Below are 17,798 nucleotides of genomic sequence, written 5' to 3'. Positions count from 1 at the left end.
GCAAGCCCGCGATGCAGGCGACGCGATGGATGGCACCGGCTGCGCCGGTGTTCGCGGCCACGGCCGCTCCCACAGGTACCGCGTGAGCCATAGGCCTGCGCGATTCCATGTGGGAGCGGGCAAGCCCGCGAAGCAGGCGACGCGGTGGATGGCACCGGCTGCGCCGGTGTTCGCGGCCATGGCCGCTCCCACAGGGTGCTGCATGAGCCATAGGCCCGCGCGATTCCATGTGGGAGCGGGCAAGCCCGCGAAGCAGGCGGAGCGGTGGATGGCACCGGCTGCGCCGGTGTTCGCGGCTAAAGCCGCTCCCACAGTTTTGGCGTGAGCCCGGGGCCCGCGCGATTCCCTGTGGGAGCGGGTTCACCCGCGAAGCAGGCGACGCGGTGAATAGCACTGGCGCATTCAGTGAATGCTCGAAGCCAGTTCGAAGATCGGCATGTACATCAGGATCACGATCAGGCCGATCAGCAGGCCGATGAAGGTCATCAGCAGCGGTTCGAACAGCTTGACGAACCATTCCACCCAGCGGCCGATTTCCTGGTCATGGAAGTCGGCGCAGCGCTCCAGCATCTCGCCCAGGTTGCCGGACTGCTCGCCGGCCCGCAGCAGGCGCAGCGATACCGGGGTGACCAGTTGCCCGGCCTCCAGCGCGTCGGACAGCGGCAGCCCCTCGCCAACGCGCTGGCAGGCCTGCGCCAGGCCCTGCGCCGCCGCGCTGCCGAGCAGGCCGCGGGCCATGCCCATGGCGGTGAGAATGGGGATGCCGCCTTGCAGCAGGATGCCCAGCGAGCGGTAGAAGCGCGCCAGCTCGTACATCATCAGGCGCTGGTGCAGGGCCGGCAGGCGCCGCAGCTGGCAGGATACCCAGCGCCGCACCCGCGGTTGGCGGCGCAGCAGCCACAGCGCGCTGATCGCGCCAAGGCAGCCCAGCGCCAGCGGCAATTGCTGGGCATGCAGGAACAGACCGATCTGCATCAGTACCCGCGACAGCCAAGGCAACTCGGTGCCCATGCCCTCGAACACCTGGCTGAAACGCGGTACCACGTAGCCGAGCAGGAACAGCACCACGCCACCGCCCACCAGCAACAGCAGCAACGGGTAGACCGAGGCCCCCACCAGCTTCTGCCGTACCAGGTCCAGGCGCTGGCGGTAGCTGATGTAGCGGGCCAGGGCATCGCCCAACGCACCGGTGCGCTCGCTGGATTGCACCAGCGCCACGTACAGCGGCGGGAATACCCGTGGTTGCTGGGCAAGGGCCTGGGACAGCGAACGACCTTCGTACAGCTGGCGGACCAGCTCGGCCAGTACCTTGCGCGTTGCGCTTGCCGGGGCCTTCTCCGCCAGGCTCTCCAGCGCGTCGATCAGCGGCAGGCCAGCGTTGAGCAAGGTCGAAAGTTCCTGGCTGAACAGCACCAGATCAAAGCCTGCCTCGCGGCGCCAGGCCAAGGCGCCGCGCTGGCCGCGCAGGCTGAGCACGCGCAGGCCCTGGTCTTCGGCCAGGCGGCGAGCGTGGTCGGCGTCTTCGGCGTCGATCTGCAACTGCACCACGCCCTGTCTGCCCAGTGCCTTGAGGCTGTAGCGCATGCTCGCTGCTCCTATTGCCAGCTGGTGATTTCGGCGTTTTCCCCGTCGCCGCCGGGCTGGCCGTCCTTGCCCATCGACAACAGGTCGTATTCACCGCCGTGCTCGCCCGGTTGCCGGTAGATGTACGGACGGCCCCACGGGTCTTGCGGCACGGCCTTCTGCAGGTACGGGCCGGTCCAGCGCGTTTCGCCGCTGGGGGCGACCACCAGGGCCTGCAGGCCTTGCTCGCTGTTGGGGTAGTGGCCGACTTCCAGGCGGTAAAGGTCCAGGGCCTTGCTCAGCCCCTCTATCTGCGCGCGCGCCACCTTGGCTTCGGAGCGACCGAGCTGGCTGAAGTACTTGGGCGCGACGATCCCGGCCAACAGCCCGAGTACCACCAGCACGACCAGGAGTTCGAGCAGGGTGAAGCCACGTTGCGGGTTGGTTCTGCGCTGCATGGTGAAGCCCTCCGCTGCAAGGGGACAAGCTTTTGCAGGCTCCATGCAACAGCCGTGCACGCCTGCCTCGGCGCCTTGCGGCATGCGGCACGCAAAGCGGCACAGTGCTTGCGTCGTGCTCTTCAGGCTCGGGTTTTCCGGGGCATATCCCCCAACTTCGGGGTACCACTAAGAGGCGACCGACATGCGTGGACTCATTCTCGGTTTGTTCTGGCTGGTGGCAGGTGCTGCCCAGGCCGATGTGTACGTTTCCATCGATGCCAAAGGCAGCTACATACTGACCAACGTCCACCGGCCCGGGCGCTTCTACGAAACGGTGATCAGCGAGCCGCAGGCCCAGGCCGGCCCGGCCAACGCGCAGTTGATCACTGGCCGCCCCTACGCCAAGCTGGTCGCCGCCGCGGCGCGCACCCATGACGTCCCGCCAGCGCTGCTGCATGCGGTAATCAAGGCGGAATCCGGCTACAACGCCAAGGCCCGCTCACCGGCTGGCGCGGTGGGGCTGATGCAACTGATGCCGGGCACCGCCCGCGAAATGGGCGTGGAAAACCGCCTGGACCCGGAAGACAACGTGCAGGGCGGCGCCCGTTACCTCAAGCGTATGCTCGACCTGTTCGACAACGACGTCACGCTGGCTGTGGCAGCCTACAACGCCGGCCCCGAGGCGGTGCTGCGCCGCGGTGCGGTACCGCCGTTCGCCGAGACCCGGCGCTATGTGCCCAATGTGCTGCGCGAGTACCGCAAGCTCCAGGGGCTGACCGGTGAATGACCTTCAACGCTACCCTTCGGCGGATGCTGCCAGGCCGACCCGATGGTTTCCCCAACTCTGGGCTATAACCTTGTGAAGGTGCAGTTGTGGAGTCCGACATGGACATGGCCCCGCGTCCCGAGGTTTTCGAAGTACCTGCCGGTAGCGAGCTGGCCGCCCCACGCAAGCCGTTCAACCTGCTGCGCTGGTATGCCTGGGTCAGCCTGGCGATCATCCTCTCGGTGGCGGTCGGCCTGGGCCTGATTTCCAGCCGTTTCATCATCGACGAGAGCATCGAGCGCGATGCCTTGCTGACTGCCCAGTTCATTACCTCCATAGCCGATGCCGAGGTGCGCCATGTATCGATCCCCAACGTGCGCACCATGGGCGAACTGCTAGACCCGCGTACCGACCACAGCAACCTGCCCGGGGTCGACCCGGACGCCCGGCGCAGGGCGCGCGGCGAGTTCCTCGACCACATCGCGCACCTGCCCGACATGCTGCTGGCCAACATCTATGCGCCTGACCGTACGGTGATCTGGTCCAGCAACCCGGCGCTGGTCGGCAAGCTGATCGAAGGCGACGATGACCTCGAAAAGGCCTTCGAATACAAGATGCGCGTCTCGGCCAGCTACCACAACTTCGAACAGGCCCGTGCCGAGCAGAAGTTCGTCACCCCGCCCGAGCAATTGTTCATCGAAAACTACATTCCGCTGTTCGATGCCGATGGCGAGCAGGTCACGGCGATGGTCGAGATCTACAAGGAACCGCGCGACCTGATCGTGCGCATCGAGCATGGGTTGATCATGATCTGGCTGGCCATCACCGTCGGTGCCGGCCTGGTCTATGTCGGCCTGTACGGCATCATGCACCGCGCCGCGCGGCTGCTGACCGGGCAGCAGAAGCGGCTGATCAACAACGAGACCTATGTGGCCCTGGGCGAGGTGTCCTCGGCGGTGGCCCACAGCTTGCGCAACCCCTTGGCCAGCATCCGTTCCAGTGCCGAACTGGCCCAGGCCTTCGACGATGGCCCGGCACAGCGCAATGTCAACGACATCATCAGCCAGGTCGACCGCATGTCGCAGTGGATCCGCCAGATGTTGCAGTCGCTGCGCCCGCTCAACGATGAAGCGGTGGCGGTGGACTTGCCGCTGGCCTTGCAGGACAGCCTGCACACCTATGCGGTACCGCTGGCGCGCGGTGGCGTGAGCCTGGACCTGCAACCCTTGCCGGCGGTGCAGGTGTTGGGGCATCCGGCGTTGCTGCGGCAGATCTTCAGCAGCCTGATCGCCAATGCCCTGGAGTCGATGGAGCAGGGCGGGCGATTACGGGTCGAGGTGGTGCGCCATGACCGGCGGAACCTGACCGTGCGCCTGTCGGACACCGGCAAGGGCATGAACGAAGCGCTGCAGCGCATGGCTTTCCGGCCGTTCTTCACCACCAAGCAGGGTGGCTTGGGTGTGGGCCTGTTGCTGGTGAAACGCATCATGGAACGCTACGGCGGCACTGTCCGGCTGAGCAGTAGTGAGGGCCATGGTACCCGGGTTTCTTTGAATTTTCGCTTGTTCACTGGCTCATGATTGGGGTTAACTATGTGTTCCAACCTATTGATTTACAGGTAAATTGCGTTGTTGGGGCTGATTCCCCAACTCTGGGGGTATTTCCTCAAATTAAATTCAAGATGTTCTGCTAACCCTATGAAATTCAACGAATAAAAATGTTCTGAATTGGTTGGCCAAGTTCTTGCAAAGTGCTTGCAGCGAGACAAGCACGATGCAACGCACGACAAATGGCAGCTGCGGCTGCTCAGGTGAAATGCTATCAATTGGCTACTGTTCGTCGCCTTGAGGCATTTCGCAACGGACGCCCAGCGCGGGAATCACGCGATGCAGATGCTGGAGAACCAAGCTTCCGACAAGGCCCGTGCGACGACCAATGGCGTCGCCGTGCCCTTGCGTGAATTCAACCTGCTGCGCTGGTTCTCGATCATCAGCCTGTTGATCATCGCCTCGGTGGCGGGCGGGCTGGGTTACGTGTCGACGCGGTTCGTGGTGCGCGACAGCGTAGAGCGCGATGCCATGCTGACCGCCCAGTTCATCCAGGCCATGGCCCAGGCCGAGGTGCGCCATTCGCAGTTGCCGCCTGGCACCACCATGGGCGAGTTGCTCGACCCACGCCTGGACCAGCAGCACCTGCAGTTCACCCCGGCGCTGGCCGAGTCGACCCGGGTCGAGTTTCTCGACCATGTCGAGCATCTGCCGGACACCCTGCTGGCCAACGTCTACGCCCGCGACCGCACCATCGTCTGGTCGACCAACCCAGCGCTGATCGGCCAGCGCATCGAGGCCGATGGCGACCTCGACCGCGCCTTCCGCTCGCGCAAGGCGGTGTCGGCCAGCTATCACCAGGCCGAGGATGACCGCGAAGAGCAGAAATTCCTGCGTGAGCCGCGCTACCTGTTCATCGAGAACTACATCCCGCTGTTCGACAGCCAGGGCGAGCAGGTCATGGCCATGGTGGAAATCTACAAGGAGCCGCAGGACCTGGTACGGCGCATCCAGCGCGGCTATGTGCTGATCTGGGCCTCGACCCTGGTGGGCGGGGCGCTGATCTATTTCGGCCTGTTCTGGATCGTGCGCCGCGCCGCGCACTTGTTGAACCTGCAGCAGGACCGGCTGGTGGCCAGTGAAACCTACGTGGCCCTGGGCGAGATGTCCTCGGCGGTGGCGCACAGCTTGCGCAACCCGCTGGCCAACATCCGCTCCAGCGCCGAACTGGCCCAGGAAATCGCCAACCCCGCGGCGCAGAAGAACATCACCGACATCATCAGCCAGGTTGACCGCATGTCGCGTTGGGTGCGTGATTTGCTGGTGTCGTTGCGCCCGACCAGCGACGAGGCCGAGGCCGTGGACCTGGTGGCGGCCATCGAGGACACCCGCCTGGCGTTCGTCCAGCAGATCGAACGCAGCGGTGTGCGCTTCTGCTATGAAGGCCCTGCCGCGCAGTGGGTGACCAGCCAGCCGCTGCAGCTCACGCAGATTCTCAATACGCTGTTCTCCAATGCCCTGGAAGCCATGCCCAGCGGCGGCCTGCTGGGCGCCCAAGTCAACGTGCAGGATGGCCAGCGCGCCGAGTTCGTCCTCAGCGATACCGGCAAGGGCATGAGCCAGCAGCAGGAACGGATGGTGTTCAAGCCGTTCTACACCACCAAGCAGGGCGGCCTCGGCGTCGGCCTGGCCCTGGTCAAACGCATCATGGAACGTTTTGGCGGTTCGGTCAGCCTGAGCAGCCGCGAAGAGGAAGGAACCCGCGTCAGCCTCACATTCAATATCGCAGCGGGAGGGGACCATGGAGCACAGCATCCTGGTGGTCGAGGATGATGACATCCTTGCCGACAACATTCGCACCTACCTCGGCCTCAAGGGGTTCGAGGTCACCGTGTGCCAAAGCGCGGAACTGGCGCTGGAGCAGATCAAGCGGGCCCAGCCCGACGCGGTACTGACCGACAACTCGCTGCCGGGCATGAGCGGCCACGACCTGCTGCGCACCCTGGTGGCGCAGGCGCCGAGCCTGAAAGTGATCATGATGACCGGCTACGGCAATGTCGAAGATGCGGTGCAGGCGATGAAGGAAGGTGCCTTCCACTACCTGACCAAGCCGGTGGTGCTGGCCGAGCTCAAGCTGACCCTGGACAAGGCCTTGGCCGCCGAGCGCATGGAACGCACCTTGTCGTTCTATCAGGAGCGCGAGGCGCAGAAGTCCGGGTTGCAGGCGTTGATCGGTGAATCACCGGCGATGCTCACCCTCAAGCACACCCTGCGCCAGGTGCTGGATGCCGAGCGGCGCATGGCCAGCGACGACCTGCCGCCGGTGCTGATCGAAGGCGAAACCGGTACCGGCAAGGAGCTGGTGGCCCGCGCCCTGCATTTCGATGGTTCGCGCAGCAAGGGGCCGTTCATCGAGTTCAATTGCGCCTCGATCCCGGCCAACCTGCTGGAGGCCGAGCTGTTCGGTCATGAGAAGGGGGCCTTCACCGATGCCAAGGAGCGCCGGGTGGGCCTGGTGGAGGCAGCCGACGGCGGCACCTTGTTCCTCGACGAGATCGGCGAAATGGACCTGGTGCTGCAGGCCAAGCTGCTCAAGCTGCTGGAAGACCGCAGCATTCGCCGGATTGGTGCGGTGAAGGAGCGCAAGGTCGACCTGCGGGTGATCAGTGCCACCAACTGCAACCTGGAGCAGATGGTGCAGCAGGGCAAGTTCCGTCGCGACCTGTTCTTCCGCCTGCGCATCATTGCCCTGAAGGTGCCGCGCCTGTATGCACGCGGGCAGGATGTGCTGCTGCTGGCACGGCACTTCCTGGCCCACCATGGTCGGCGTTACGGCAAGCCCAACCTGCGCTTTTCTGCCGAGGCGGAAAGCCTGATGCTGGGTTATAGCTGGCCGGGCAATGTGCGCGAGCTGCGCAACATGCTGGAACAGACGGTGCTGCTGGCGCCGAACGAGGTGGTGCAGGCGCATCAGTTGAACCTGTGCATGACCCTGATCGACGAGCCGCTGGTGCAGCAGGCCGCGCCGGCGCTGTTCGAAATGCCCCGTCATGAAGCGGAGCCGGGCACCAGCCTGCCGGACATGGAGCGCGACCTGGTGTGCCGGACCCTGGACCGCACGGACTGGAACGTCACCAAGTCGGCGCGGATGCTCGGGCTGTCGCGCGACATGCTGCGCTACCGGATCGAAAAGCTCGGGCTGACCCGACCGGACAAGCGGCAATGGTAGGGCCTGGGGGCTGCTATGCAGCCCCATCGCCGGCAAGCCAGCTCCCACACCGACCGCGATAGCCTCACGGAATGCTTAACAGGCATCGCACAAGGCTTGAAGTCGATGCGGTCGATGTGGGAGCAACTGTCTTGATCAATTTCCAAAAACTGGCGCGATCCCTGTGGGAGCGGCCGTGGCCGCGAACACCGGCGCAGCCGGTGCCATCCCTCGCGTCGCCTGCTTCGCGGGTGAACCCGCTCCCACATGGGGCTGCGTATGCCTCGGGCTTGCGCTGAAACCTGTGGGAGCTGGCTTGCCGGCGATGGGGCGCAACGCGCCGCCAAGTCTTAGCGCTGACTACCGCCAGTCCCGCTTCCCCCTTGCCCCCCGATGCCCTCCGAGCCACTGCCCTCCGACCCCGGTAGGTCGCGGTTGTCATTCTGTTGCGCCGGCGGGCTGTCCGGGTCGTTGCCCTTGATGCGCGGGTCTGTATCCCGAGGCATGGGCTTTTCGATCGGGTTGAGGGTGCTGTCCACGCCCGGCTTGGGCGCCGGGTTGTGCGGGTCGTCGGGGTAGGTGGGGCCGGTGCCGGCGGCGAGCGCCAGCGGGGCGGCGAGCAGGGCAAGCAGCAGGATGCTTGAGCGGGGCATGGCAGACTCCTTTGCTTCGGCGAGGGCTGATACTTCCCTTCGGCCCTCACCGAAGCTTCAAGGTGCCATTACCCCGATCAACGGTTACACCACCAGCGAAAGCAGCATGATGAAGATGATGCCGATGATCGACAGGATCGTCTCCATCATGCTCCAGGTCTTGAAAGTTTCCGCCACGGTCATGTTGAAGTACTGCTTGACCAGCCAGAAACCAGCGTCGTTCACATGCGACAGGATCAACGAACCGGCACCGGTGGCCAGCACCAGCAACTCACGGTTCACCCCCGGCACCAGGTCGATCACCGGCGCGACGATGCCCGCACCGGTAATGGTGGCGACCGTGGCCGAACCGGTGGCGATGCGGATCACCGCCGCGACCAGCCAGGCCAGCATGATCGGCGAAATTTCCGCCTGCACGGCCATCTGCCCGATCACGTTGCCAACGCCGGTATCCACCAGCATCTGCTTGAAGCCGCCACCGGCACCCACGATCAGTACGATCGCTGCGGTCGGTGCCAGGCTCTGGTCGAGCATCTTCATGATCTGCTGGCGGTTGAACCCACGGGCCGAGCCGAAGGTGTAGAACGCCAACAGCAGCGCGGCGAGCAGGGCGGTGATGGGGTGGCCGATCAGGTCCATCCACTGGCGCACGATGTGCTCGGCGGGCAGCACCACGTCGGCGAAGGTCTTCAGCAGCATCAGCACCACGGGCAGCAACACGGTGACCAGGGTGATGGTGAAGCTCGGCAGGTTGCCCTGGTCGGACTCCTTGGCGATCTGGTCCATCAGCTCCTGCGACGGGTTGCCCGGGATATGACGGGAAATGAAGTTGCCGAACAGCGGGCCGGCGATGATCGCGGTAGGCAGCGCCACGAGCAGGCCATAGAAGATGGTCTTGCCGATATCGGCATGGAAGATGCCGATCGCCAGCAGCGGGCCCGGGTGCGGCGGCACCAGGCCATGCACCACCGACAGGCCGGCCAGCAACGGAATGCCGATCTTGATCAGCGACACGCCGGAGCGCCGGGCGACGATGAACACCAGCGGGATCAGCAGCACGAAGCCGATTTCGAAGAACAACGGAATGCCCACCAGGAAGGCGGCGAACATCATGGCCCAGTGCACGTTCTTCTTGCCGAAGGCGCGGATCAGGGTTTGCGCGATCTGGTCGGCGCCCCCTGAGTCGGCCATCAGCTTGCCGAGCATGGTGCCCAGGGCGAGGACGATGCCGACGAAGCCCAACACGCCGCCGAAACCGTCCTGAAACGATTTCATCACCTTGGCCACCGGCATGCCGGAGGTCAGGCCAAGGAAGCCGGCCGCAAGGGTGAGGGCGACGAAGGGGTGAACCTTGAAGTGGGTGATCAGCAGGATCAGCCCGACGATGGTAACCAGCGCGTCGAGCAGCAGGAAGGTATCAGTAGCCAGTCCGAACATGGTTTGAAGGCCTCGGTCTTATCGTTGTTTTGGCGGAGCTTTTTTTTGCATGTCTGCCCGCGTTTGCATCACGGGGTAGCGCTGTCTTCGGTGAGCCGGAAAAGCCCCCAGGGTCAGGCGGTCTGTGCCAGGCCCCGCTCACCACGGCCCTTTAGCCAGCTGTCCACCGCTTCGGCAAGCGCTTCGATGGGTTGCGTGGCATCCAGCGCCAGGGTCAGGGGTTCGCCGCGTGGCGATTCCAGGGCGGCGAACTGGCTGTCGATGAGGCTCGCCGGCATGAAATGCCCGGGGCGGGCCAGCACGCGTTTTTCTGCTTCGGCGGGCGACAGTTCGAGGAACACGAACACCAGCCCGGGCATGGCCTCGCGCAGGCGCTCGCGGTAGCGGCGCTTGAGCGCCGAGCAGGTCAGGATCGGACGCTCCCCGGCCTGGGTCGTGGCTTGCAGCTCCTGACCGAGGCGCACCAGCCAGCCGGCACGGTCGCTGTCGTCCAGGGGGATGCCAGCGCTCATCTTGCGGATGTTTTCGGCAGGGTGGAAAGCGTCGCCTTCGATCAGGCGACCGCCGCTGCGGGCGGCAATGGCAGCGCCGATGCAGCTTTTGCCGCATCCGGCCACGCCCATCACCACGATGGCGGACAGGGGAGAATTCATCAGTACCTCCTGCGGGTGAGATAGCGCTGTCTCGTCATCGACGAACAGCCACCTCCCCGGTGTTATTGATCTTGTCCTTACGCAGTATGGACGCTTGGCGGTGAACAGTTGGGGCAGTCACCAAAGATTACATTGCCTGCGTCCTGAGACAGCGCTACCTTAGTGGCCGTTCCCTTTCCTTGCAAGTAGTAAAATTACAACATCCATGTCCCGCACCGGCTCCCGTACCACAGGTCGTCCCACCCTGGCAGAAGTCGCCAGGCTTTCCGGGGTTTCCCCGATCACCGCTTCGCGCGCATTGCGCGGGGTCAGCACGGTTGCCCCGACGCTGGTGGAAAAGGTCGTGGCGGCGGCGGCCAGCCTGGGCTATGTGGCCAACCCGGCGGCCCGGGCGCTGGCCTCGGCGCGCAGCCAGTCGGTGGTGGTGCTGATCCCGTCGCTGTCCAACCAGCTGTTCATCGATACCCTCGAAGCCATTCACGAGGTCATGCGCCCGCGCGGGCTCGAGGTGCTGATCGGCAACTATCACTACGACCTGGCCGAAGAAGAGAACCTGATCCGCAATTACCTGGCCTACCAGCCCTGCGGCATGCTGCTGACCGGCTTCGAGCGCAGCGAGGCGTCGCGGCAGATGCTGGCGGCCAGCGGCGTGCCCTGCGTGCACATGATGGAACTGAATGGCGAACCCGGGGCATTGTCGGTCGGCTTCTCGCAGCAGCAGGCCGGGCGCGCGGCGGCCCGTCACCTGATCGAGCGCGGGCGCAAGCGCCTGGCATTCATTGCCGCGCAGCTCGACCCGCGGGTGATGCAGCGCGCCGAAGGCTTCCGCCAGGCATTGGCCGAGGCCGGCTTGCAGGCGGCCGAGCTGGAGGTGCTGACGGCGCAGCCTTCCTCGATTGCCCTGGGCAGCGCATTGTTCAGCCAGCTGCTGGCGCAGGCACCGGATGTCGACGGCATCTTTTTCTGCAACGACGACCTGGCGCAGGGCGCAGTGCTGCAGGCGTTGCGCCAGGGGGTGGAGGTGCCACGGCAAGTGGCGATGGTCGGTTTCAACGACCTGCCGGCGTCGGCGCACATGGTGCCGCGGCTGACCTCGATTCGCACACCCCGGGCTGCGGTGGGCCGCGGCGCGGCGCAGGCGCTGCTGACACTGCTCGATGGCAAGCGGGTGAGCAACGCGCAGCAGGACCTGGGCTTCGAGTTGATGGTGCGCGAGAGTTCCTGATCGGCCTCTCGCCAGATCAGCTCGACGCTGCAACTGCACTGAGCGCAACGCCCAGCTCGTCGAGCAGGGTCTCCAGGCTGGCTTGCAGTTGCAGGCGCAGGTCAACCGTTGGCAAGCCTTGCTCGTGGGCCTGTTCGATGGCCTCGCACGCCTTGACCAGCGTGCGCACCTTGAGCATCTTCGCCCCTCCTTTGATCCGGTGAGCCAGGGCGCGCACAGCCTCGCCGGGGGCGTCCGCCGCCAGCGCGCGCAAGGCGGCCAGGTCTTCGCTGACGCTTTGTGACAGCTGTTCCAGCAGATGCCGCGTCAGTTGTTCGTCATCCTGGGTCAGGTGGCGCAGTTCGCCGAGGTTGAACCCGCTGGCGGGCCGCGCCGGTTGCTGCTGCCGAGGCTGAACCTGGGGCAGATGGGTCTTGAGGGTGCGCAGGCCGATCGGTTTGAACAGGCATTCGTCCATGCCGCTGGCCAGGCAACGGGCACGTTCCTCGGCCTGGGCGTTGGCGGTGACGCCGAGGATCCGGCAGGCCGCCAGGCCGCGTTGGCTTTCCAGGCTGCGGATGCTGCGGGTCAGCTGGTGGCCGTCCATGACCGGCATGCTGCAATCGGTGATCACCAGGTCATAATGTGCTGCCTGCCAGTGTGCCAGGGCGACTTCGCCGTTTTCCGCCAGCGTCACGCGATGCCCCAAGGTATGCAGCTGGCGCTCCAGCAACAAGAGGTTGGCGGGGTAGTCGTCGACCACCAGGATGTTCAGCGGTTCGCTGCGGTTGTCCTGCGCCGGGGCGTGCTGTTCGGCCGCTAGCGGTGCTGCGCAGGCCGGCAGTTGCAGGCTGACTTGCACCTTGGTGCCGATGCCTTCGACGCTCTGCAGGTTCAAGGCGCCGCCCATCCGCTCGGCCAAGGTGCGGCTGATTACCAGCCCCAGGCCTGCGCCCTGGCGTGCCCGGGGGCCGTCGGCCTGGACGAAGGCATTGAACAGCCGGGCCTGGTCGGCGGGGCTGATGCCGATGCCGGTGTCGCGCACATTCAGCTCCAGCGCCAGTTGCTCGCTGTCGGCGGGCGAGCGCAGCGACAGGCTGGCCTGGACTTCGCCGCGGTCGGTGAACTTGATGGCGTTGCTGATCAGGTTGGACAGCACCTGCTTGAGCCGCAGCGGGTCAGCCAGCACCCAGACCGGCGCAGCGGGCAGTTCGCTGTGCAGATGCAGGCCTTTGGCCCGGGCATTGCCTTCGAACACGCGCACGGTGGCGCGTACCAGTTCGACCACATTGGTGGGCACCGGCTGCAGGGTGATGTGCCCGGATTCGATCCGGGAAATGTCGAGAATGTCGCCAATCAGCTCGAGCAGGCCGATAGCTGAATCATGGGCGGTCTGCAGGGTCTGGGTGTCGCAACGGCCGCTGCGGCTGTCTTCCAGGGCCAGTTCCAGCAGGCCGATCACGGCATTCATCGGGGTGCGGATTTCATGGCTCATGGTGGCCAGAAAGGTACTTTTGGTCTGGCTGGCCTGTTCGGCGTCGTCCTTGGCCTGGCGCAGCTGTTCGAGCAGGCCGCGGCTCAGCGCCAGTTGCGCCTGCAGGGCATGCTGGGCCTCGGTGCGCTGGTTGATCAGCTTGCGCAGGTAGCTGTTCCAGAACACCACCCCGGCCAGCAGCAAGGCCGACAGCACCAATACCTGCAAGGCCAGGGTGCGGTAGTCGCGCCAGGGGCTGTCGCTGACCAGGGTGCTGGTCCGCCAGCGGTTGATCAGTTGGTCCAGTTCTTCCGGCGGGATGCTCAGCAGCGCCTTGTCGAGGATCGCCTGCAACTGCGGCTGGTCGGCGGCCACGGCGAAGGCGGCAACGGCCGGATCGTCGTCGAGCACGCTGGCGATGCGCAAGCGGTCCTTGAACACATGGCTGATGTAATAGGTGGCGTTGATGTGGCTGCTCATGGCGACGTCGGCCACCCCGTTGGCCACCGCTTCCATCTGCTCGAGCGGGTTGTCCACTTCGACCACCCTGGCCTGTGGGTAGCGCTGTTGCAGCACGGCGCCTTGCGGCGAACCGCGCACCAGGGCGATACGCTGCCCGTCCAGTGTCGCAGCCTGCTCAGGCGATGCGTGGTCGCCGCGGGTAACCAGCACGCGCGGGCTGACCAGGTAGGGGCGGGTATAGCGCAGTTGTTTCAAGCGGTCGGCGCCATAGCCCAAGGCGCCGATCATGTGTGCATCACCGCGCGCCAGGCGCTCGACCATCGCCTGCGCCGAAGGGCTTTCGCTGGCCTTGAAATGCAGCCCCGTGCGCAGCGAGATCTGCTTGAGCAGGTCGAGGGTGATGCCGCTGGGCCGCTGCTGGTCGTCGTTGAAGGTGAGCGGCGCCAGTGAGGTGTTGACCAGCACGCTGACGCTTGGGTTGGCGGCGATCCAGGCTTCTTCCTCGGCGGTCAGGGCGGTGAGGTGGCGCTGCAGCAGCAGGCTGGTGTTGCCGCTGCTCCAGCGGCGCAGAATGTTCAGCCGTTCGCTTTCGCTGATGCGCGCCAGCGCCTGGTCGACCAGCCGGTGCAGGCGCTGGTTGTCATTGTCCAGGGCAAAGGCGAACGCCCCGGGGGCGACCTGGCAGAAGTGGTCGATCTTCAGCGTGCCCTGGTAACTCTTGCCGATCGCGAAGTCGGTACTGATGGCATCGCCCAGGTAGACATCGGCCTCGCCCAGTTCGACGGCGGCCAGCCCGGCCAGGGTCGAGCGATACAGGCTCAACTGGGCCTTCGGGTAGAGTGCGCGAACGCTGCTGGCCGGCAAGTAGTGATCGACCATTGCCAGGCGCAGGCCGGCGAGGTCGGGCGTGTTCTTCAGGCTGCGCCCTTCGCGGGTGACGATGACCAGCAGGTCGTCGGCGTAGGGGCTACTGAGGCTGAGCTGGGCATCTGCCGCCTCGAAGGCGTTGGAGCTGCCCAACAGGTCGATACGGCCTTCGCGTAATGCAGCAATGGCTTCGTGACGGCTGTCATAGCGGCGTACTTCGATGCTGATGCCCAGCTGCTCGGCGATGATGCCCGCGTAATCGGCGCTGAGGCCTTCGAAATCGTGTTGGCTGACGTTGATTTCAAGCGGTGGGTAGTCGGGTCGCGAACTGCCCAGCACCAGGTGCTGGCGTTGCTGCAGCCATTGCCGATCTTCACTGGAGAGCACCAGCGGGGCGGCGGCACTGACCGAGCGGGCCAGCAGCTGGCGCGGTTCGCTGCCCGCCAGCGGCGCGCCGGAAGCGGTCAGGCCGATGGCCAGCAAGGCGCTTGCCAGCAGGCGCTTCATCGCCGCCATGCCCTCAGTAGACGCTGTTGCGCTTGGCCAGGTCGACCATTTCGACCAGCGATTCGGTCTTGAGCTTTTCCATGATGCGGCCCCGGTAGGTGCTGATGGTCTTGGCACTGAGGTTCATGCAGGTGCCGATATTCTTGTTGTTCTCACCGCGCGCCAGGCGTCGCAGCACTTCCATTTCCCGGTTGGACAGGCTGGCCAGGCGCACCGGCTCGCTTTCCAGCGAGTTGCTGTTGACCGACATCTGCGGGAAGGTCGAGTAACCCTTGACCAGCGCCTTGAGGGCGAACAGCAAGGCCTCGTGGTCTTCTTCCTTGGTGACGAAGGCGCCGATGCCGGCATCCAGGCAGCGCCGCACATACAAGTCGGTGGCCTGGCCGGTCAGCACCATGATCTTGGGTACCGGATCCAGGCACTGCAGGCGCTTGATCACTTCCATGCCATCCAGGCCGGGCAGGCCGATATCGAGAATGACGATGTCCGGGCGCAGTGCGCGGGCCACCTGTGCCACTTCACTGCCATTGCCGACTTCGCCGGCGACGTGAAAGCGCTCGCGCTCGAGCAGTAGGCGCAAGGACAGCCGGACGATGGGGTGGTCGTCGACGATCAGCACGGTTGTCATGGGAAAACTCCTGTAGGGATGTGGTCCGCTTCCTGGATCACTCAGGAATACGTCTGCAAGTGGGGTTGTCGGAAGCGCTGCACGATACGACCATTCCCGAAGTTTGGTAATGCCGAGTATAGAAGTGTTGAAAGTCCATGCGCTTGTTGTTGAAAAGTCCTACAAAAACGGGGAAGACATCACCCTGGCAAAGCGCTGATGTCTTCTCGTTCAGTTCGGTCAGGCGCAGGCGGCGTGGGTTTTGTTCACGCGTTGGCTGGAGGCGGGGTTGTTGGCCAGTGCCTGGCCGACCCGGGTCGGGCGGGCCAGCAACTGGCCGGTGCAGTTCGGGCAGCGGCCGTGGAAGCGGGTTTCGGCGCAGCTGCGGCAGAAGGTGCATTCGAAGGAGCAGATCAGCGCATCGGGGCTGTCACCGGGCAGGTCGGTATCGCAGCATTCGCAGTTGGGGCGTAGGTCCAGCATTGGCATGACTCCTGTTCGCAAGCGGGAAGCTGGAGTCTGCTACGCCTGCGCCGCGCCTGGCAATGGTCAGTCGCCAGGGCGGTACAGGTGCGCATGCCCTGCGCGGTACAGGGCCGATTCGGCAAACGGTGCGTCGCCCAGCACATGCCCCACCAGGATCAGCGCGGTACGGCGGAAACCCTTGGCGGCCACACGCTCGACGATATCGCCGAGGCTGCCCCGTACCCAGTCCTGATCCGGCCAGGTGGCGCGGTGCACCACCGCCACCGGGCAGTGCGCGCCGTAGTGCGGCAGCAATTCATCGACGATGCGCGACAGGTGCCTGACCCCCAGGTGAATCGCCAGGGTGCTGCCGTGGCGCGCCAGGTCGCCCAGTTGCTCGCCGGGCGGCATGGGCGAGCTGTCGCCGTAGCGGGTGAGGATCACGGTCTGGGCGACCTCTGGCAGGGTCAGTTCGCAGCCGAGCAGGGCGGCGCTGGCAGCCGTGGCGGTGACCCCGGGGATGATCTGGTAATCGATGCCCAGCGCCTGCAGGTGGCGGATCTGCTCACCGATGGCGCCATACAGGCTGGGATCGCCGCTGTGCACCCGGGCCACATCCTGGCCGTGTTGGTGCGCGCTGCGCATGGCCGCGATGATCTGCTCCAGGTGCAGTTCGGCGCTGTTGATGACGGTCTCGGCCTGGTGGCCTTCGAGCACCGCAGCGGGCACCAGCGAGCCGGCATAGATGATCACCGGGCACTGGCGAATCAGCCGCTGGCCCTTGACCGTGATCAGTTCCGGGTCGCCGGGGCCGGCGCCGATGAAGTAGACGGTCATGCAAAATCCTTGGGAGAAAGAGGGGGAACGTTCAGCAGGCCAGGGCGAGCGTGGCCGGGCCCAGGACCTGGCGGGTCAGCAGCAACCTGGCCGTGCCCTGGCGCTGATCGGCCAGGGCCAGTGCCGAACTCTCTGCCACGCCCCAGCAGCCGCAGTGGGCATGGGCTGCAGCGGAACGGTGGCTGAGCTGGGGTTCGTAGGGTTGCAATTGCGCGGTATCGTACAACACCAAGGGCAGGCCGAGGCGTTCGCCCAGCTGCAGCAAGCCCGGTTCGTCGGCCTTGCCGCTGATACTGGCGATGCCGTGCAGGTCGGCCAACGCCAGGCCCTGGTTATTCAGGGCCTGGCGCAGCAAGGATTCCAGCGCATCCGCCGGGCACCCCCGGCGGCAGCCGAAGCCGGCGTAAAAGGTCGGCATCAGGCCTGGCTGGAACGGCGGAACAACCATGCGCTGAGCAGGCCAAGGGCCAGCCAGAACGCCGCATTGGTCAGCCAGGAAGCGACCTTGAACTGGGTTTCCAGTGCTTCGGGAGCCAGGCTTTCGTGCACAGGCGGTTGCGGTGCGCCGATTACATGCGGGACCACCAGCAGCACGGCGCCCAGCGCCTTCAGCAGCCCGTGGCGGGCGAACACCAGCAGCGCCAGGCCGACGGCGGTGGCGCTGGCCGTGCCGACCCACCAGGCCTGGCGTTGCCCCAGGTCGGCGGCAGCGGTGCCGGGCAGCTCCGGTGGCAGGCCCAGGGTAGGCGCCAGGCAGAACACGGCGAAGCCAGCCAGGCCCCACAGCGCACCGCTGCCGGCGCGCCTGGGTTCGCGCAGGCTGTACAGGGCGCAGAGGATCAGGGCGAAGCCGACCGCGACCACCAGGTTGCCACCGGTGGTGGACAGTACCCGCTGCCAGCCGTCTTCCGGCGCCCAGGCCTCGGCGCTGTGCTCATGGGCGGCCACTGCGCCGGCATGTTCGTGGTGGGCGGCCGGTTCGGGCGATTCGTAGGTTTCCGCTTCGAGAATCAGCGGGGCGACCCAGAAGCTCTGCAACAGGCTCAGCAGCAGGGCCGCAAGCAGCCCGCTGAAGCCCGCGGTACGGGCAATGCGCATGATCATCGGG

The 17,798-nt window shown here is 65.5% G+C and carries 16 protein-coding genes; 5 read left to right on the top strand and 11 right to left on the bottom strand.

Features of this window, described 5'->3' with window-relative positions; all coding sequences use genetic code 11:
• Positions 1-402: 402 nt before the first annotated feature.
• A complete protein-coding gene (locus C6A77_RS09285; protein ID WP_114169192.1) occupies positions 403-1,584 on the bottom strand; it encodes a type II secretion system F family protein in 1,182 nt (393 codons plus the stop codon).
• 11 nt (positions 1,585-1,595) lie between these two features.
• Positions 1,596-2,021: a type II secretion system major pseudopilin GspG gene (gene gspG / locus C6A77_RS09280; protein ID WP_114169191.1), complete on the bottom strand. Its 426-nt coding sequence runs from the start codon at positions 2,019-2,021 to the stop codon at positions 1,596-1,598.
• A 184-nt stretch (positions 2,022-2,205) separates the two neighbouring features.
• Here gspG and C6A77_RS09275 point away from each other — a divergent pair, with 184 nt between their 5' ends.
• From C6A77_RS09275 to C6A77_RS09260, 4 genes are all read left to right on the top strand, one after another.
• Entirely contained in the window at positions 2,206-2,790 is a 585-nt protein-coding gene (locus C6A77_RS09275; RefSeq protein WP_114169190.1) for a lytic transglycosylase domain-containing protein, read from the top strand.
• A gap of 98 nt (positions 2,791-2,888) precedes the next feature.
• Positions 2,889-4,349 (top strand): HAMP domain-containing sensor histidine kinase, encoded by a 1,461-nt coding sequence (locus C6A77_RS09270; RefSeq protein ID WP_114169189.1) that lies wholly within the window; start codon positions 2,889-2,891, stop codon positions 4,347-4,349.
• Between the two features lie 306 nt (positions 4,350-4,655).
• Positions 4,656-6,149 carry a HAMP domain-containing sensor histidine kinase gene (locus C6A77_RS09265; protein ID WP_114169188.1) on the top strand — a complete coding sequence of 498 codons (1,494 nt, stop codon included), beginning with the start codon at positions 4,656-4,658 and terminating at the stop codon, positions 6,147-6,149.
• The gene (locus tag C6A77_RS09260; RefSeq protein ID WP_114169187.1) at positions 6,118-7,545 is read left to right on the top strand and encodes a sigma-54 dependent transcriptional regulator; all 1,428 of its coding nucleotides are present in this window, start codon (positions 6,118-6,120) and stop codon (positions 7,543-7,545) included. Before C6A77_RS09265 ends, C6A77_RS09260 begins: the two co-directional genes overlap by 32 nt.
• Before the next feature lie 329 nt (positions 7,546-7,874).
• Here C6A77_RS09260 and C6A77_RS09250 read toward each other — a convergent pair whose 3' ends face one another.
• From C6A77_RS09250 to C6A77_RS09240, 3 genes are all read right to left on the bottom strand, one after another.
• Positions 7,875-8,177 (bottom strand): hypothetical protein, encoded by a 303-nt coding sequence (locus tag C6A77_RS09250; RefSeq protein ID WP_114169186.1) that lies wholly within the window; start codon positions 8,175-8,177, stop codon positions 7,875-7,877.
• 84 nt (positions 8,178-8,261) lie between these two features.
• A complete protein-coding gene (locus C6A77_RS09245; RefSeq protein ID WP_114169185.1) occupies positions 8,262-9,614 on the bottom strand; it encodes a GntP family permease in 1,353 nt (450 codons plus the stop codon).
• Positions 9,615-9,727: 113 nt separating this feature from the next.
• Positions 9,728-10,267 (bottom strand): gluconokinase, encoded by a 540-nt coding sequence (locus C6A77_RS09240; RefSeq protein ID WP_114169184.1) that lies wholly within the window; start codon positions 10,265-10,267, stop codon positions 9,728-9,730.
• A gap of 205 nt (positions 10,268-10,472) precedes the next feature.
• On the opposite strand from C6A77_RS09240, the gene C6A77_RS09235 reads away from it, so the two are divergent.
• Complete coding sequence (locus tag C6A77_RS09235; RefSeq protein WP_114169183.1) at positions 10,473-11,492, top strand: LacI family DNA-binding transcriptional regulator; 1,020 nt, start codon at positions 10,473-10,475, stop codon at positions 11,490-11,492.
• Between the two features lie 16 nt (positions 11,493-11,508).
• On the opposite strand, the gene C6A77_RS09230 is transcribed toward C6A77_RS09235, so the two are convergent.
• From C6A77_RS09230 to C6A77_RS09205, 6 genes are all read right to left on the bottom strand, one after another.
• A complete protein-coding gene (locus C6A77_RS09230) occupies positions 11,509-14,781 on the bottom strand; it encodes a transporter substrate-binding domain-containing protein (protein WP_114169182.1) in 3,273 nt (1,090 codons plus the stop codon).
• A gap of 13 nt (positions 14,782-14,794) precedes the next feature.
• Positions 14,795-15,409: a response regulator transcription factor gene (locus C6A77_RS09225; protein ID WP_114169181.1), complete on the bottom strand. Its 615-nt coding sequence runs from the start codon at positions 15,407-15,409 to the stop codon at positions 14,795-14,797.
• Positions 15,410-15,628: 219 nt separating this feature from the next.
• Complete coding sequence (locus tag C6A77_RS09220) at positions 15,629-15,871, bottom strand: DUF1272 domain-containing protein (protein ID WP_114169180.1); 243 nt, start codon at positions 15,869-15,871, stop codon at positions 15,629-15,631.
• Positions 15,872-15,937: 66 nt separating this feature from the next.
• Complete coding sequence (cobM, locus tag C6A77_RS09215) at positions 15,938-16,690, bottom strand: precorrin-4 C(11)-methyltransferase (protein ID WP_114169179.1); 753 nt, start codon at positions 16,688-16,690, stop codon at positions 15,938-15,940.
• 31 nt (positions 16,691-16,721) lie between these two features.
• Entirely contained in the window at positions 16,722-17,108 is a 387-nt protein-coding gene (locus C6A77_RS09210) for a cobalamin biosynthesis protein (protein ID WP_114169196.1), read from the bottom strand.
• Entirely contained in the window at positions 17,108-17,794 is a 687-nt protein-coding gene (locus C6A77_RS09205; protein ID WP_114169178.1) for a CbtA family protein, read from the bottom strand. Before C6A77_RS09205 ends, C6A77_RS09210 begins: the two co-directional genes overlap by 1 nt.
• Positions 17,795-17,798 lie beyond the last annotated feature (4 nt).

Origin of the sequence: Pseudomonas sp. AFG_SD02_1510_Pfu_092, assembly GCF_003331055.1 — a bacterium.
GTDB lineage: Bacteria > Pseudomonadota > Gammaproteobacteria > Pseudomonadales > Pseudomonadaceae > Aquipseudomonas.
This window is presented reverse-complemented; position numbering and strand designations above follow the sequence as displayed.

What these genes read in the sequence shown, in the direction of transcription:
- C6A77_RS09210 (WP_114169196.1), bottom strand. Translation starts at nt 17,108, where the DNA reads ATGCCGACCTTTTACGCCGGCTTCGGCTGCCGCCGGGGGTGCCCGGCG.
- C6A77_RS09260 (WP_114169187.1), top strand. Translation starts at nt 6,118, where the DNA reads ATGGAGCACAGCATCCTGGTGGTCGAGGATGATGACATCCTTGCCGAC.
- C6A77_RS09240 (WP_114169184.1), bottom strand. Translation starts at nt 10,267, where the DNA reads ATGAATTCTCCCCTGTCCGCCATCGTGGTGATGGGCGTGGCCGGATGC.
- C6A77_RS09285 (WP_114169192.1), bottom strand. Translation starts at nt 1,584, where the DNA reads ATGCGCTACAGCCTCAAGGCACTGGGCAGACAGGGCGTGGTGCAGTTG.
- C6A77_RS09205 (WP_114169178.1), bottom strand. Translation starts at nt 17,794, where the DNA reads ATGATCATGCGCATTGCCCGTACCGCGGGCTTCAGCGGGCTGCTTGCG.
- C6A77_RS09230 (WP_114169182.1), bottom strand. Translation starts at nt 14,781, where the DNA reads ATGAAGCGCCTGCTGGCAAGCGCCTTGCTGGCCATCGGCCTGACCGCT.
- C6A77_RS09245 (WP_114169185.1), bottom strand. Translation starts at nt 9,614, where the DNA reads ATGTTCGGACTGGCTACTGATACCTTCCTGCTGCTCGACGCGCTGGTT.
- C6A77_RS09220 (WP_114169180.1), bottom strand. Translation starts at nt 15,871, where the DNA reads ATGCTGGACCTACGCCCCAACTGCGAATGCTGCGATACCGACCTGCCC.
- C6A77_RS09235 (WP_114169183.1), top strand. Translation starts at nt 10,473, where the DNA reads ATGTCCCGCACCGGCTCCCGTACCACAGGTCGTCCCACCCTGGCAGAA.
- C6A77_RS09265 (WP_114169188.1), top strand. Translation starts at nt 4,656, where the DNA reads ATGCAGATGCTGGAGAACCAAGCTTCCGACAAGGCCCGTGCGACGACC.
- C6A77_RS09275 (WP_114169190.1), top strand. Translation starts at nt 2,206, where the DNA reads ATGCGTGGACTCATTCTCGGTTTGTTCTGGCTGGTGGCAGGTGCTGCC.
- C6A77_RS09250 (WP_114169186.1), bottom strand. Translation starts at nt 8,177, where the DNA reads ATGCCCCGCTCAAGCATCCTGCTGCTTGCCCTGCTCGCCGCCCCGCTG.
- C6A77_RS09270 (WP_114169189.1), top strand. Translation starts at nt 2,889, where the DNA reads ATGGACATGGCCCCGCGTCCCGAGGTTTTCGAAGTACCTGCCGGTAGC.
- cobM (WP_114169179.1), bottom strand. Translation starts at nt 16,690, where the DNA reads ATGACCGTCTACTTCATCGGCGCCGGCCCCGGCGACCCGGAACTGATC.
- gspG (WP_114169191.1), bottom strand. Translation starts at nt 2,021, where the DNA reads ATGCAGCGCAGAACCAACCCGCAACGTGGCTTCACCCTGCTCGAACTC.
- C6A77_RS09225 (WP_114169181.1), bottom strand. Translation starts at nt 15,409, where the DNA reads ATGACAACCGTGCTGATCGTCGACGACCACCCCATCGTCCGGCTGTCC.